The organism is Shewanella japonica, from assembly GCF_002075795.1.
GTDB lineage: Bacteria > Pseudomonadota > Gammaproteobacteria > Enterobacterales > Shewanellaceae > Shewanella > Shewanella japonica.
This window is the reverse complement of record NZ_CP020472.1, coordinates 1,739,716-1,755,685: the sequence shown is the minus strand read 5'-3', so window position 1 is coordinate 1,755,685 and position 15,970 is coordinate 1,739,716. Positions and strand designations below refer to the sequence as shown.

The 15,970-nt window shown below is 39.9% G+C and carries 17 protein-coding genes; 5 read left to right on the top strand and 12 right to left on the bottom strand.

All coding sequences use genetic code 11. The features are described from left to right. Positions 1-125: 125 nt before the first annotated feature. Positions 126-1,070 carry a homoserine O-acetyltransferase MetA gene (gene metA / locus SJ2017_RS07520; protein ID WP_080915369.1) on the bottom strand — a complete coding sequence of 315 codons (945 nt, stop codon included), beginning with the start codon at positions 1,068-1,070 and terminating at the stop codon, positions 126-128. Positions 1,071-1,149: 79 nt separating this feature from the next. Beyond that, positions 1,150-1,566, bottom strand: coding sequence for a YbaY family lipoprotein (locus SJ2017_RS07515; RefSeq protein ID WP_156003190.1), 417 nt, complete (start codon positions 1,564-1,566; stop codon positions 1,150-1,152). A 125-nt stretch (positions 1,567-1,691) separates the two neighbouring features. On the opposite strand from SJ2017_RS07515, the gene SJ2017_RS07510 reads away from it, so the two are divergent. Beyond that, entirely contained in the window at positions 1,692-2,432 is a 741-nt protein-coding gene (locus SJ2017_RS07510; protein WP_080917430.1) for an SDR family NAD(P)-dependent oxidoreductase, read from the top strand. 106 nt (positions 2,433-2,538) lie between these two features. Here SJ2017_RS07510 and ompW read toward each other — a convergent pair whose 3' ends face one another. Continuing rightward, on the bottom strand, positions 2,539-3,186 hold the full coding sequence (ompW, locus tag SJ2017_RS07505; RefSeq protein WP_080915368.1) for an outer membrane protein OmpW: 648 nt from the start codon (positions 3,184-3,186) through the stop codon (positions 2,539-2,541). A 445-nt stretch (positions 3,187-3,631) separates the two neighbouring features. On the opposite strand from ompW, the gene SJ2017_RS07500 reads away from it, so the two are divergent. After that, complete coding sequence (locus SJ2017_RS07500; RefSeq protein ID WP_244899786.1) at positions 3,632-4,669, top strand: hypothetical protein; 1,038 nt, start codon at positions 3,632-3,634, stop codon at positions 4,667-4,669. Between the two features lie 23 nt (positions 4,670-4,692). Here SJ2017_RS07500 and SJ2017_RS07495 read toward each other — a convergent pair whose 3' ends face one another. The 6 genes from SJ2017_RS07495 to phhA form a co-directional block, all read right to left on the bottom strand. Further along, positions 4,693-5,244, bottom strand: coding sequence for a nucleotidyltransferase family protein (locus tag SJ2017_RS07495; RefSeq protein ID WP_080915367.1), 552 nt, complete (start codon positions 5,242-5,244; stop codon positions 4,693-4,695). 429 nt (positions 5,245-5,673) lie between these two features. After that, on the bottom strand, positions 5,674-6,324 hold the full coding sequence (maiA, locus tag SJ2017_RS07490) for a maleylacetoacetate isomerase (protein ID WP_080915366.1): 651 nt from the start codon (positions 6,322-6,324) through the stop codon (positions 5,674-5,676). Between the two features lie 95 nt (positions 6,325-6,419). After that, complete coding sequence (locus SJ2017_RS07485; RefSeq protein WP_065109183.1) at positions 6,420-7,406, bottom strand: fumarylacetoacetate hydrolase family protein; 987 nt, start codon at positions 7,404-7,406, stop codon at positions 6,420-6,422. Positions 7,407-7,750: 344 nt separating this feature from the next. Further along, the gene (gene tyrR, locus SJ2017_RS07480) at positions 7,751-9,289 is read right to left on the bottom strand and encodes a transcriptional regulator TyrR (protein WP_080915365.1); all 1,539 of its coding nucleotides are present in this window, start codon (positions 9,287-9,289) and stop codon (positions 7,751-7,753) included. 220 nt (positions 9,290-9,509) lie between these two features. Further along, positions 9,510-9,848, bottom strand: a complete 339-nt coding sequence (locus SJ2017_RS07475) for a 4a-hydroxytetrahydrobiopterin dehydratase (protein ID WP_080915364.1) — start codon at positions 9,846-9,848, stop codon at positions 9,510-9,512. Positions 9,849-9,882: 34 nt separating this feature from the next. After that, positions 9,883-10,680, bottom strand: a complete 798-nt coding sequence (phhA, locus tag SJ2017_RS07470) for a phenylalanine 4-monooxygenase (RefSeq protein WP_080915363.1) — start codon at positions 10,678-10,680, stop codon at positions 9,883-9,885. Positions 10,681-11,037: 357 nt separating this feature from the next. On the opposite strand from phhA, the gene galE reads away from it, so the two are divergent. The 3 genes from galE (at position 11,038) to SJ2017_RS07455 (ending at position 13,190) form a co-directional block, all read left to right on the top strand. Beyond that, entirely contained in the window at positions 11,038-12,051 is a 1,014-nt protein-coding gene (galE, locus tag SJ2017_RS07465; RefSeq protein ID WP_080915362.1) for a UDP-glucose 4-epimerase GalE, read from the top strand. Positions 12,052-12,087: 36 nt separating this feature from the next. After that, a complete protein-coding gene (napF, locus tag SJ2017_RS07460) occupies positions 12,088-12,585 on the top strand; it encodes a ferredoxin-type protein NapF (protein WP_080915361.1) in 498 nt (165 codons plus the stop codon). A gap of 170 nt (positions 12,586-12,755) precedes the next feature. Then, complete coding sequence (locus SJ2017_RS07455) at positions 12,756-13,190, top strand: bactofilin family protein (RefSeq protein ID WP_055023033.1); 435 nt, start codon at positions 12,756-12,758, stop codon at positions 13,188-13,190. A gap of 92 nt (positions 13,191-13,282) precedes the next feature. On the opposite strand, the gene SJ2017_RS07450 is transcribed toward SJ2017_RS07455, so the two are convergent. The 3 genes from SJ2017_RS07450 to mak form a co-directional block, all read right to left on the bottom strand. Beyond that, on the bottom strand, positions 13,283-13,972 hold the full coding sequence (locus SJ2017_RS07450; RefSeq protein ID WP_080915360.1) for a DUF2982 domain-containing protein: 690 nt from the start codon (positions 13,970-13,972) through the stop codon (positions 13,283-13,285). A 35-nt stretch (positions 13,973-14,007) separates the two neighbouring features. Then, positions 14,008-14,733 carry a YdcF family protein gene (locus SJ2017_RS07445; RefSeq protein ID WP_338057691.1) on the bottom strand — a complete coding sequence of 242 codons (726 nt, stop codon included), beginning with the start codon at positions 14,731-14,733 and terminating at the stop codon, positions 14,008-14,010. Positions 14,734-15,050: 317 nt separating this feature from the next. Then, positions 15,051-15,956, bottom strand: coding sequence for a fructokinase (gene mak / locus SJ2017_RS07440; protein WP_055023036.1), 906 nt, complete (start codon positions 15,954-15,956; stop codon positions 15,051-15,053). Positions 15,957-15,970: the final 14 nt, after the last annotated feature.

Sequence of the window (15,970 nt, the reverse complement as noted above, 5' to 3'; positions counted from 1 at the left end):
GTATTAACTTGTGCTAAACAACTAATTATTTTGGGTATTTTCCAGGCAATAAGGTGAGACTAAAAGCGCCACTTAGTCATACTAAATGGCGCCTTTAATTAAACGAATGACTTAATATTGAGACACTAACGACCGGTTTCCCATGGCGTCATTGCACTCATGTCAGATAAATCATACGGCGTTAACTGATAAACATAATAATTAAGCCAATTACTGACTAACAAACTGCCATGACTATGCCATTTGGCAACGGCGTCATTTTTAGGGTTATCGTCACGATAATAATGAGTGGGAACACTTGGTTTTAGACCTTGCTCAATATCACGCAGGTATTCGTCGTTTAACGTCGATTTTTGATATTCTGGATGACCCATTACAAACAAGTTTCGATTATTTCGACTTAACACGATATAAGCTCCAGCTTCTTTTGATTCAGCCAATACTTCTAAATCAGGATGCTGCTTAATATCATTAATATCCATTTCAGCGAAACGTGAATGAGGCGCAAAAAATTCATCATCGAAACCACGTAATAACGGATGTGGTTTATTACAGCGACTGTGGTTAAACACACCAGAACGTTTCTTCTCTAGCAATTTTCGATGTAAATCATATAAGTGAAATAAACCCGCATGGGCAGCCCAGCATAAAAACAATACCGATGTGACATGCTGCTGAGACCAATCGATAATTTCTTTTATGTGTTCCCAATACACAACATCTTCAAAGTCTAATTGCCCTAGTGGCGCACCAGTGATAATTAGACCATCATAATTGCGTGTTTTTACCGCTTCGAAATCACGATAAAAAGTGTTCATATGATCAATTGAGGTGTGTTTTGAAGCTTTATCATGGATACGTAATAAATCCACATCCACTTGCAAAGGCGTATTTCCTAATAAACGTAACAACTGAGTTTCTGTCTCAATTTTATTAGGCATCAAATTTAAAATCAGCACACGCATTGGACGAATATCTTGATTCGCAGCCCGTGTTTCGGACATAACGAAAATATTCTCTGATTCTAAGATTTCTGCAGCGGGTAAATTATCTGGGATTCTAACCGGCATCAAAGCACCTTTTTAACACTATAAGATTCGGTACTTGGAAAACATCAACAACACACAACCGTGTTGCGTCCGACATTTATCACTCATTACCGACTTTATTTACGATAAGATTAATAGCCTCATTACTATTAATATCAACTACATAAGATTGAGTATTGATAAACCAAAGCTTACCTTCCACCTCAATACGGGCACCTATGGCGTAGGTATGTCCCTGCTGAAATTGATCGCGAGCAAGTTCAAATGTAAATGCATGGGGCGTCGTCACTTCATCTGAAGTCATTTCAGCCATAACAATCGCTTTCGTATCTTGCAAAGACACATCTTTAAGTTGCACTTTAATAACTGCGTTATCAGGTAACGCGATACGCTCTCGATACATGATCTCACCTGATACACTGACAAGATCATTGTGCGAAGCACATGCACCTAATCCTAAAAACACCACTACCGCGACAAGCACTCCATTAAATAATCGCATCATTGCCTTGCTCATTTCAGTCTCCTTATCATACATAAAGACTTCTAGAAGTCTATACGTCTTATATTGAATAATATTCTTGCTTGTTATCGAAAGCAGTTGTTTTTATCATAGGTCATCATTTCGAAGCCTTAAAGCGCATGACACAAGCAAACGCAATAATAGTGGGCGCTAGCTCACATCTTAGTAAAGAAATCGCCCGTAAATTGGCCGCAGAAAAAGTTGCTTTGACACTTTTTGTCCAAGATCCAGACTCATTAAAAGAGTTTGCTTCACAACTTGAGACTGAAGTTAACGTTTTACCGTTAAATATTGAGCAGCCTGTTGAGATAATTCGCCAATTAGAACAAGAGTGGCAACGAATCGATGGCGCACATTTGGTCTTAATAAACACAGGGCTAAATGGTTACAACGAGACGCTGCCATGGCAACTTGAGCAAGATATTATTGACGTCAATGTCACTGGTTTTACTGCTATTTGTAATACCACTTTCCGACTCATGCGAGAGCAAGGGTATGGCCAAATTGCCGCTATTAACTCAATTGCCGGACTGAGAGGTGGACCAAGCGTTGCTTACCATGCATCTAAGGCGTATGCACAGAACTACCTTGAAGGCTTGAGTATGCATGCTCAGCGCCTGAAATTACCCATCACCATTACAGATATTCAATTAGGCTTATTAGATAAAGCTGCGATGCAGCAAAGTAAGTTGTGGCTCCCGCCTCTTGCTAAAGTGGCAGATCAAATCATTGCTGCAATGAAAAAAGGTAAACGTAAAGTATATGTCACCAAACGCTGGCGTTTAGTTGCTTGGTTAACCATGATGTTGCCAGAATTTATTTACAACACCCGCCACTGGAAAACGAAAAAGAAGAAGTAGCTTTATAATTTGTAAAACCTTAAACCAAAAACAGGAGCTAATAAGCTCCTGTTTTATCATCTAACGCCCTAAAATCGGCTAGTAAACTGAGTTCTTGAATGAACGCTTAAAAAGAATAGCCAACACTTACCATGTAAACCCAAGGGTTAATATCGACAGTGGTTTCTGGGTAAGCCGTATCACCTGCGTTAAAATTAACATCTGTTGAAATATCTGCATACCAAACTGAAGCATTAACTAACCAGTTATTGTTAACTTGATAATCAATACCCACTTGCGCTGCCAGTCCCCAAGAATTACTCAAACTTAAACTGTTTAAATCAAGGTCTGTTTTATTGGTGATTTCATTGTCATAAAAGTTGGTAAAGTTGACACCGACACCAATATAAGGACGTAAAGAAGAATTAGCATCACCGAAGTAATACTGAGCAACTAAGGTAGGTGGTAAATGTTTTGTCTCAGCAATCTTACCTACTCCATCTAGTGAGATATCGTGGCTAAAAGGAGTTGCCGCCAATAACTCAACCGCCCAATTGTCAGTCAACATGTAACTGAAGTTAAGGCCAACTTGAGTATTGTCATCAACACTAAACTCAGATATACCAGCAATAACTGGGCTAGATTCATTAGGTACAACCGCAGCAGCACCGACACGTACTATAAAGTCACCCGCTTGGTGAGCAAAAACAGAAGAAGAAATGCCAGTAGATAATAAACTGGCTGCGACAATACTTAAGGCTATTTTTTTATTCATTGTGACAACTCCATGTGCGCAACATAATTAGTGCTTTGTGCAAACACTGTTAACAATTGCCGCTACACTGCCAGAGTATTTGATTAACAATATTGATCCAAATCAATAAAAACACCTATACCAAACTAGGTAAGCAACATTAATGACTGAGATCACATTTACCTAGCAGATTTAGATAACACGCATTTAATATACAGCTATAAATCCAACATATCGCATTAAAAACGAACAAATTTCACTCAACCCTAGGTATCGCATAAATATTCAGGCAAAATAAATAATTCACATATTGACAACAATTTCATCTATCTAATTGGTGTAAGATTTGTTTTATGCCACTAAGATGTTAACCATCAGAAATTCGTTACATAAGTGATACAATCAAATTTATCGACTTTCTTTTTGGAATCACATCGCTTTGTCGCGCCAATCAAAACAGATTTTTATGATAATTAGCTGGCTATTGTTGTTTGCCAATATTAACTCTACTCAAGCGAGTACGGTTTTTGAGCAAACACCGAAGCAAGCTGAAAGCAAATCAGAAACGGCAAGCGACGCAACCGTAGAAGCTGTTCAAAAAATTAAACCAAACGCTACAAAAGCCAACAGTGAGCAAAGCGCTACTGAAGACTCTCCATGCTATAGCCGCTCACAATCAGAACTACCGTTAGATAAAACATTCGCTTATTTGAATACCAAGTTTTGCGAACCCGCTATCTGGTTTGACAGCTTTTTTGTCGATGATCGTATAGAGGATGATGGACGAGCAGGCACCATCATTCGCTGGTATAACGACTTCTCTTATTTTGAAAAGGAGGGGTTTAAGTATCGAGCTAACTTAAATGCGCGTTTAAACTTGCCGGGGATGAGCAAGAAATTAAAGCTTATTTTTGACTCCACGGGCGAAGATGATCCTTTCTCTTTTATTAAACGTCCTGATGAAGAAAGAGATGTTGATGTCGGCTTACGATATGACTGGTATACAAAAGAAAGAAGTAGTTTCAATATCAAAGCCAGTTTTAAACCCAAAATTGAAGCGCGCTACCGTTACACTTTACCGATTTCGGACAACAGCCTTTGGCGATTTACACAAAAGTTATACCAGGAAAAAAGCGTAACAGGTGAATCTACAGAGTTAGATTTTGAACATGCTTTTAACCCTCAATTTTTGCTCCGTTGGCATAGTGCAGCACAATATGAGAATAAAGGTAACGGCTGGAAAATAGGCACTGGTTTACAGCTTTATCAATATATTAGTGAGACACAAGCCATTAGCTATCAAGCAAAAATAAATGGCGTCAATAAGCCCTACCATTATATTGATAAAGCCAGTATTGGGCTCACATATAGACAAAGTTATTTGAGAGAATGGTTATTTTTTGGCATTACGCCTGAATACACATGGAGTGAAGATGAAGACAGCGAGCGCTTGAATCAAGCCGTTTTGACTGTCACCATCGAAGTGTTATTTCAAAATGTTTGAATTAGCAATGCTAACTAAACGAATTAAAGCTCTAACGACAAATTCTGGTACTCATTAAACCAAGGCTTGCTGGCAACTCGCTCCATAAACACTGACTCATCAGCTTTGGGATTGTAATTTACAGTCAAGTTAAATAGACATGGCAAACCGAACACTGACTCAACGACAATATCACCACGCTCATCGAGCTTCACTCCAATCGCTGTTTGCAGTTCAGGCCAATAAGACATCGCATCTTTAGCAGAAGTATATGCAAGATGCTGGTTTTTTATGTGCATTCTTGCTTGGTTTTTAACGGACCAAGGGAATGAAGCCATTTCCGCTAAAGCAAGTTCGATTAACTTGTCACGATAAACACTGGTTTCTTCATTGCAGTAATAAATCACGTCAATATCATCTAATACTGATTCCGCAGCGCCATGCAATTTATCCCACACTAAATTACGAACAAAACCTGCAGCAATATACCAATCATCAACCTCAAGCTCTTTAAACATTTGCGCAGTCAGATCCAATGCTTTCATGCGCATTGGGTCGTTTGTAATCCACTGTTTTATTTGAGATTCAAAATCCATGAGCTATTCCGAGTGTTATTTGTACTATTCAAATTAACCACAGTGTACCGATGCTAATTTGCAGATTTAAAAACGGTAAATCAAAAGCTACCACTTTATCGGCTTAATAAATGAAGAACTTTAATAATTTACATTTTGATCGATAAATAACGCTACTCTTTCGACAAAACTTACTAAACGACAATATTGACAAAAACAACATTAACACATGCTAATATTGGTGGGCTAAGTTAACTGATTTTATGTCACAAAGCTATTAATAAACTACGCGCCATTTCAAGTTGATAGGCAATAAAATTGGATAATATAAAGCAAGTTTAAACACGAATAACGCACTGAAAGGAGCAACAGCCAGTCAAATGGTCAGAGCATGTGATTGTAGAACACGCTCAACATTAACTGGCTATGTAGCGAAAGAGTCACCAAGGTTTAAGTAGCATCAGCCTGCTGTTCTGGAGCGGCATCAGCAAAAGCAGGTTGTTGATTACAATACGTCCAAACTCTTAAAATGTTCGGGTAATCAGTTAAATCAACATTGAATCGTTTAGCATTATAAACCTGCGGGATTAAACATAAATCCACTAACGTCGGAGTATCACCGAAACAATATTTGCCAGAATAAGTCTTCATTTGTGATTCTAATGCTTTAAAGCCAATGTGGATCCAATGGTGATACCACTTCATTTTAGCTTCTTCATCTACACCCATCTCTTTCACTAAAAATTGCAACACACGCAAATTATCTAATGGGTGAATTTCGCAAGCAATAGATTGCGCCATCGCACGAACAATCGCCCTATCCTTTGGCGTTTTTGGCAATAGTGGGCTTTGAGGATACTGCTCTTCTAAATATTCAATAATTGCCATTGATTGAGTAAGGCAAAATTCCCCGTCATCGTTAGAGTCGACAAAAGCGGGAACTAATTGCTGAGGGTTTAACGCTGCAAACATCTCGCTATGCTGCTCCCCGCCATTGTTAACTAAATGCACTGAAACCTGTTCTGCCACCAGTTGCTTTAAATTGAGTGCAATGCGTACTCGATAGGCGGCACTTGAGCGCCAGTATCCATATAGTTTCATTTTATCTCCTTATCATCATTGAGCTAACAGCCTAATGAGCATAAAAAAAGCAATAACGCATAGCGCTATTGCTTTAGGGTATTAAACCGTAACGACTAGCCTTTGTACTCAACCACTTTTTGGTCTATTGAGCCAAAGATACTGTTGTTTTCTTCATCAAACATTTCGATTCTGACAGTATCACCGAAATGCATGAATGGAGTTGAAGCTTTGCCATCTGCAATGATTTCTAACATACGTTTCTCAGCTAAACAGCTAGAACCTGCACTGCGATCATAATTTGATATCGTGCCTGAACCAATCACAGCACCAGCGCATAATGGACGGGTTTTAGCCACATGAGAAACCAGTTGGCTGAAGTTGAACGTCATATCAACGCCAGCATTGGGTTGGCCAAATAGGTCGCCGTTTAAATGTGTGACTAATGGTAAGTGAACTTTACTGTCTTGCCACTTATCACCTAACTCATCTGGGGTAATCGCAACAGGAGAAAATGCACTAGAAGGCTTAGATTGGAAAAAACCAAATCCTTTAGCCAACTCACCAGGAATTAAATTACGCAGTGACACATCATTCACTAGCATCAGTAATTTAATATGTTTAGCTGCATTATCGGTATCAACACCCATTGCAACATCATCCGTAACAACGGCAATTTCAGATTCGAAATCAATGCCAAACTCTTCGCTTGCCATTTCAATATCCGCTTTAGGTGCGATAAAGCAATCAGAGCCACCTTGGTAAACTAATGGATCTGTCCAAAAAGACTCAGGCATTTCAGCACCACGAGCCTTACGAACTAACTCAACGTGATTCACATAAGCACTACCATCTGCCCACTGGTACGCACGTGGTAAAGGTGACAGACAACGTGACTCATCAAAATCGATAGCATTATCCATTTGACCAGCATTTAACGCTTCATACAGCTCTTGCAATTGAGGATTAAGTAAATCCCATGCATCCAATAGTTGCTGCATGGTATTGGCAATAGCAGGAACGGCAACGGCTTTTGATAAATCTTTACTCACCAACATAAGTTGGCCATCACGGCGGCCGTTGTTGTAACTTGCAAGTTTCATTTTGACTCCTAAAGGGAACAAATAAAGTTGATACTAGATTTTAAATTGTTATTTCTGGCAATCTGTACCTAAGACGCTAATGAAGCATTTGTCGAACAGATTGCGGGTTAATATCAACGAAAATAGCGTTATAACGCTAGGAATACATTAAGCTCAGCCAAATTAATATAGCGTGAGATAAATCACACTTTGGTTAGTTGGCGGTGATTTTGTAAAGCTTTTAATACACAGTGCAAGATAGTGGCAATATCAGCAATATATGCCTGAAAAATACCATAATGCCAGCATTTTGCTGGCATTATATCGTTACAGTCAGTTTTACCTAATGAACCTTAAGTTCACGGCTAACGCTTTTTAGTGATTTTGTAATCTCTAAGTTTGTTTGCAATCGCCGTATGAGAAACACCTAACTTTTTGGCTAATTGTCGGGTACTTGGATAAGCAGGATATAAACGCCTTAACAATGACGCTTCATATTCTTTCATTGCTTGATCAAGGCTACCCTCAAACTCTTCATCAAAATAACCAAACCCTTCAGCGTAAGACGGCAGTTTAAGCTGTTCAACAGTTAATTCAGCTGATCCATCCCACATTGAAACCGCTCTAAAAATAGCGTTTTTAAGCTGACGAACATTACCAGGCCACGCATAGGTAAACAGGTAATCACGACAAGATGCTGAAATACGGCGAAGTGGGCTTGATAGCTGCTGACTGTAATGCTCTAAGAACATTTCAGTTAATGGGATAACATCAACCTTTCGCTCGCGCAGCGACGGCATGTGATAACTGAGTACATGAATTCGGTAATATAGATCTTCTCTGAACTCTCCAGACTGACAAAGCTCTGCTAGGTTTTTCTGAGTGGAGCAAATAATACGTACATCAGCACGGACTTCTTCATCGCCACCAATTCGTCTGAAGGTGCCATCTTGTAAAAGGCGCAATAACTTAACTTGCGCCGCTTTTGACATTTCGGCGATTTCATCTAAAAAGACGGTGCCGCCTTTCGCTTCTTCAAATAAACCACGCTTGATAACTTGTCCGTTAGCGACAAAGCCAAATAACTCTTCCTCAGCCACACTATCAGGCAAAGCTGCACAGTTAATTGGAATAAACGGATGTTCACGGCGCATACTGGCATCATGGCTTGCTTTAGCCATTAACTCTTTACCCGTTCCCGTTTCACCAGTGATCAATAAAGGCGCATCAAGTTGTGCCATACGTTTAGCTTGCTTTAGGACATCTTTCATCTTATCGCTAACAGCAAGAACATTATCAAAACCCGTTGTTTGATTTTGAAGTGCATTAAACTGTTTACCTACTCTGGCAGGCGATTTAAGTGATACAACAGCACCAGCTAAGATACTGGCATTGTTTTCATCTGGTAAATAAATCGGGAGCATTTCAGCTAGATACTCGTTACTACCAATTTGTACTCGGGTAGCTTGAGCTAAGACAGGTGCTTCTGTTAACCAACGAGAAAAGTTAAAGCCTTGAACCCAGTGATTTAGTGATTCATCAATAACTTCATGCTCTTGCATATTCAAGGTCAACAATGCAGATTCATTGACGATACGAATACGCCCTTTGGAATTAATAGAAAATACCGAATCGGGTAACGTTTTTAACAAAGTTTTTAATGCATAACGCTCTTGCTCAGAAGGCATAAACGATACGGTTCGTACATCATGAACACTTTCTACTTTTCTAATAAGTGGCATTAATTCGCTTAAGGTTTCAAACCCAATTTCAGCGAATTGTAAATAGAGAAAACCTTTGTTACTAGCATCAATTGCAATCAAATTAATGCCATAAGTCTCTAATACTTCAAGAATATCTTTCGCAAGGCCAATGCGATCTAAACAACTCACTTCCAAACGCATATACAACTATTCCCTATCAGTCATTTTGCAGCAATATACGAGGATTCAAGGCAAAAACCATTCAATATTGAATGAAAATTGTCATCCTTCTTTATTTGTGAGCGATACGTTAAAAGGTTATGCGGCTTGTGGCAAGTGTTGTTTACAGCGGAATTGTAACAGATGACGTATTCCAGCAGGTTACGTTAACGTAACCTGCTGAAATTAATGATGAAGCTGACTAGTCTATCAACTGGTCGGTTTTCGCCGCCATGATAAAATCATTTTTATGAAGTCCTTTAATTGAGTGTGACCACCAAGTCACTGTCACTTTGCCCCATTCCGTTAAAATACCAGGGTGATGAAACTCTTCTTCAGCAAGTTCAGCTAATTTATTGGTAAAAACCATCGCCAACTTGAAGTTCTTGAACTTATACACACGCTCTAACTGATTAATTCCGTCACGATTCTCTACGGTCCATTCTGGAATCATTTGACCGAACTCGACCATTTCTTGCTCGGTCACTTTTGGGGCATCAATTTGGCAAGCTTCACATTTTAATTCTGATAAATCAGACATAACTACTCCTGAGTTTTTTGTTCTTTTATTCGTATTAACTTGCAATCGTCTTTGGGGAAAATTTAGGTTCAAGTAACCCCAACTGACGTGCTTTTGTCACTGCAGCCATAATGTCCATTTGAGCGATTTCATCCAAATAGTCGACGCTGTCAATCACATAGTAAATAGGTTGCATAATATCGATTCGGTAAGGCGTCCTGAGCACTTCTATCAAATCAAATGGCTTACGTTCAGGTTCATCACTTAACGCATATAAGGTCTCGCCAGGAGAACTTAAAATCCCCCCACCATAAATATTAAGACCGCCGTCAGCACTTTTGACTAAACCAAATTCCACAGTAAACCAATACAGTCTAGCTAAATATACCCGCTCTTCTTTTGATGCAGCCAAACCTAGCTGACCATAAATATGTGAAAAGCGCGCAAATGCAGGGTTCGTCAATAACGGACAATGGCCAAAAATTTCATGAAAAATATCCGGTTCTTGTAAGTAATCAAACTCTTCTTTGGTACGAATAAACGTGGCGACGGGGAACTGTTTACTCGCTAGCAATTCAAAAAATTTTCCAAAAGAAATTAAAGCCGGCACGCCCGCGGTTTTCCAACCAGTCGTTTCGGTTAGCACTTTATCGATTTCTTGTAATTGCGGCACCCTGTTGGTCGGCATATTGAGCGCCTTAAGGCCTTGCATATATGCATCACATGCACGTCCTGGCATGTTAACCATCTGACGCTGATATAACTCATGCCAGACATCATGTTCTTCATCAGTGTACTGAATATAACCCTGACTATCGGGGATTTTAGCTGTGTAATTTGTTGCTTTGCTCATAAGTGTCACTTTACGTAAACTTCTCTGCCTTCATAGTGAGCTAAGGTTTCATATTTGTTAACAGGCTCACACTTTATTGATTGGCAGTTTGCTAGCTAAAAACGTAAACCATTCGCTACAAAGTCAATATTGATAAAGAATAGTAATTTTAAAACAGAGACTTAAAATGTAGTTATAGTTTGACGAATGAGTTAAAGGCCAGCAATGTTGCAGACTTTTTTGTAGCGCATCTTAGAATAATGCTGCTATTTACTGATTATTCGAATGGATATCAGTAACAAAAGTTATATTCATCACGCTAAGTTAAGTACAATAGTATGAGCAATTACTTTTACTCCACAGTGTTAAGGACAAACCATGGCAATTCTAGTGACTGGCGGTGTTGGCTATATCGGCTCTCATACTGTCGTAGAACTGTTAGATGCCAATCAGCAGGTGATCATTGTTGATAATTTATCGAATGCCAACGTTAATGCGCTCGACAGAATCCGCCAAATTACAGGGAAAGATTGCACTTTTTATCAAGGTAGCGTGCTCAATAAAGCCCTGTTACACAAAATCTTTACCGATCATGTTATCGACTCAGTGATTCATTTTGCTGGCTTAAAAGCGGTAGGCGAGTCTGTCATTAACCCGTTACAATATTATGAAACCAACGTCACAGGTTCCATCATACTTTGCCAAGTCATGGCTGAGCATAATGTAAAAAAATTAGTCTTTAGCTCATCAGCCACTGTTTACGGCCTACCTGAAAGTCTGCCAATTCGAGAGGATTTTGCCACAGGTGCTACCAACCCTTATGGGCAATCTAAACTTATGGTTGAGCAGCTATTGGCTGACTTATACGCTGCAGATAACCAATGGAATATTGCTGTATTACGATATTTTAACCCTGTTGGTGCCCATAAAAGTGGGTTAATAGGCGAAGATCCTAGTGATATACCCAACAATTTGATGCCATTTATTTGCCAAGTCGCGATTGGGAATATCAAAGAATTACACGTTTTTGGAAATGATTACCTCACTCCTGATGGCACTGGTGTTCGAGATTATATTCATGTCGAAGATCTCGCAACAGGCCACATCAAGGCTTTAAATAAACTGTCTGAAAATCCTGGCATTGTGACTTACAACCTCGGTACAGGTAGAGGTTATAGCGTCATCGAGTTAATTACGGCATTTGAACAAGCCAGTGGTAAGACAATACCTTATCGCTTTACCGATCGCCGTACAGGAGATTTAGCCGCCTATTTCGCTGATGCGAGTTTGGCGCACAAAGAACTTGATTGGCAGCCCACTCATACCCTTGAGTCAATGGTTAAAAGTAGCTGGCGATGGCAATCAAAAAACCCTAAAGGTTATCGAGAATAAACACGAAATGAATCATTGTAAGGCTGGAAATAAATCATGAGCCAATCCATTAATCATAGCCGTAGAAACCTATTCAGACGCAGAAAAGACAATGCTCAACGTCCACCATGGGTGATAGATTCTATCGAGTTTACTGACGAATGCACTCGTTGTAATGCCTGTATCGATGCTTGCGAAACCAAAGTGCTTATTAAAGGAGATGGCGGCTTTCCAGAAATTAAATTTTCTGAAGATGAATGCACTTTTTGTCAGCAGTGTGCAACCGTCTGCGAAGAAAAGATTTTCGATGTATCTCAAGCTTTACCATGGACAATTAAAGCGTCAATCAATGATTCATGCCTGACCTACAAAGGTGTGTGGTGTCAAAGTTGCAAAGATGCATGCGATCCTAGAGCTATTACGTTTAAGATGGCAGTCGGTCAAATCCCTAAACCCATTATTGATATTGATGCTTGTACTGGCTGCGGCGCATGCGTATCTCCTTGTCCTGCACAGTCAATTACCGTGACAGAACCTCACGCTAAAGCCGAGTAATTGAGGCTAATTGAGTGACCGCCGTCAAAAAAAAGTCCTAACAGTCAAAATTTAATTGTTTTTTTTGCATTTAATTGTCGCTATATTAAATGTTAAATATCTATAACAAAGTCATTTTCGCCGCGCTTATCAGTTTTATTGCGGCCTAATTATGCGAAAAGAGAGTCTACATGTTTAGTAAAAAAAGTCCGGCAAACAACCTCAGTTTTATCGCAAACGACTGTGAAGTCACGGGTAATATCAAAGTTGTTGGGGACGTCTTGATTGCAGGCAAAATCAACGGTGAAATTCGTGCAACAGGTAACGTAACAGTAGAATCAACAGGTGTAGTGACTGGTGGCGTGATTTGTGTTGAAGCGTCAGTGTCAGGCTTGATGACAGGTAATATTACGTGCGATAAATTATCAATCACCAATACAGGTACGTTTGATGGTGAAGTTTACAGTAAGCGTATGGAAATCTTAGATAATGGTCAGTTTATCGGATACCGCAAAGCTTATGACGAAAGCGCTGAACATCAGTTAATCTCAAATGAAAAAGTGATCAGTGATTCATCAGAAGAAAAAACTGATAACCCACAACTTTCTGCAGCCGTGACAGCTTAGTTTTCACCGAAATGTGTTGATAACTGTATTAATAAGCTTTGTTGTTGTTTCAAGTGATGTTTGAACCATCACCCACGAGACAATAACAAAGTTTACGTTACTTCTTCTCCTTCTCCACCAAACTCTTGCTGCCACTCCCTTAGTAAAGCCACAAACGCCATTGGTGCCCTATCAAGGCTATCTACAGAAATATATAAATGAAACCCGAGATGACTTTCAAGTGTCTGACAGCGATGGCCAAACATTGCTAACACGCCTCTGTAACGATCCCCATTAACGACCAAAGGAGTAAACTCAGCGCCTAGGTAGGTTTCTAAACTTTGTAAGTCTTCATCTTGTGTCGCTGCCGTCATCAATAACGGGCGCTGCTCAGTTAACAGACCTGTCGCCAATCGTGGGGAAATATTATCTAGAATGGGGTTTATTTTTTTGAGCTTAAAGCCAATGTAGGGCAATTCGATTAATTCAAGGTTTTGAGTCACTCTTGATACATCAATTCGCTGGATATTGTTCCACCCGATATGGACAGTACCGCGTCGATGGAAATATTCGACTCCTGCCTGTGTTAACTTAAAACTGGCACTAGGTTGGTTAATTTTAGCGATACCTAAAATTAAACTCACACTGCCAAAACCAAATAACACAATGCCGATCCCAAATAGGTGTTTTGCAGTGATAAATAACACTAGGCTGATAAATAACGCTAGCGAACCGAACACGGTTAAGGTTATACCATTACGCTTACCAAATGGACTGATTAATAATGTGTTTTCTTGAGTCATGTTGCCAACGTTTAGCTTGTAAGGATTAAAGGTTGTTATTCAAAGGTTTCAATCAAAAACCGTTTTATTTTTAGCCATTCCATCCCGACATATTCATGAATCGACCGTTGAGAAATAAACAAGTTTTCAGCGCTAAACCGCCACCAATAGCCTGTAGAACTGATAAAGTTCGTTGGCGCAGCTACTGGAAATAGGTTTTCTTGGCTAAATATTTTTATCGATCTTGGCATATGCGTCGCTGAGGTAACCAGTATAAATGGTGTTTTTCCTACCAGCTGCTTCATTGCTTGTGCTTCTTCTATGGTATCTAACGCTGTTGGAAAAATGGTAATGCTTTCAGCTGGCACCCCAAGTTCAATGGCTGCACGTTTCATGATCATCGCATGGGGCGTTGGGGTAATTCCGCCGCTCCAACCACTGACGACTAAGGTACATGGCCTGTCTGCGATATCTAGCTGTCGTAGGCCTTCCATCAACCTTGCAAGTGCGGTCGATGATAACTGCTGTACAGCACTGATCTCGTTATTTTCAGTATGGCCTGAGCCTAACACCATCACATAGCATTGATAATTTTCATTTTCATCATAAGCAAAAGACAGCGGAATTTCGTTCACTGAGTACCTTGACTCTAAACTATGGGATAGCGCAGCAGATACATATGAGTTACTGAAGACCAATAAGGTTGAAAAGCCTAAAAATAGACACAGCTGTCCAATAACTTTTTTATGTTTACTGCAGTAACGCCAAATGAGTAGAGCCATGAGCAAACACAAAAGTGTAAATGGTACAGGCATGACTAATTGTGAAAGTATTTTTTTAAGCCAAAACATTAAGATACCCAAAGATTATTCGCAGCAATATATTAGCTTGTTAAGGAATAGATTACTAATACCTATATGTTATCCAGTCACGCTCCACATTTCACCAACATCATATCGTCACCAATATGATGAACATAAAATTGCTTTAAGCATAAAAAAGCGACGCTATGATAAGCGTCGCTAGTGTTTTTTGTATGCTCTGAATTTGAAGTGTAATGACCTAAATAATCAATACAGAAACAAATCAAAAACTCTCATTAATGGCTATCTTTACCCCATAGCCACGCTGCGCCACGTACACCTGATGACGCACCAAACTGGTTTTTGACCACTATCGTGTCGCATTCACGGCCGACGACATATTTAGGCAACACCTTAGGCAACTCTTTGTAAATGGCATCAATGTTCGATACCCCGCCACCTAATACAATAACGTCAGGGTCAATCATATTGATTAAGTGGGCAAGAGAGCGTGCTAAACGGTCGATATAACGAACAAAAGCTTGAGTAGCCAAGGGATGCCCTTCAGCCATCATCTGTGAAATTTGTATTCCACTGTCAGCCTCACCTCCAGCTCGGCGAAAATCTCTTACCCAGCCAGTCCCAGAAATAAAGGTTTCAATACAATCTTTATTGCCACAAAAACACGATGTTGAGTTGAACTCATCAGGCGTCATCCAAGGTAATGGGTTATGCCCCCATTCACCGCCGATACCATTACCCCCGCCGTGGACTTTGCCATTAATAGATAAACCACCGCCACAACCCGTTCCAATAATCACGCCAAAAACCACGCCTTTTCCTGCTGCGGCGCCATCTACTGACTCAGATACAGCAAAGCAGTTAGCATCATTGGCAACTCGTACTTCTCTATCAAGACGGGCGCTCAAATCTTTATCTAATGGATGTCCATTAATCCAAGTAGAATTTGAGTTTTTAACTAATCCTGTAAAAGGTGAAACAACGCCAGGGATCCCTACACCAACTGAGCCTGTTTGCTGAGTTTCAGCTTCAGCTTCAGAAACGAGTCCAATTATCGCATCTAAGGTTCCAGGATAATTTTTTGGGGTAGGAACACGTTTACGAAACAGCTCGCTGCCATCATCCGCTAACGCTACTAACTCGATTTTTGTCCCGCCAAGGTCAACACCCATGCGCATCATAGCTTCACTCTCCA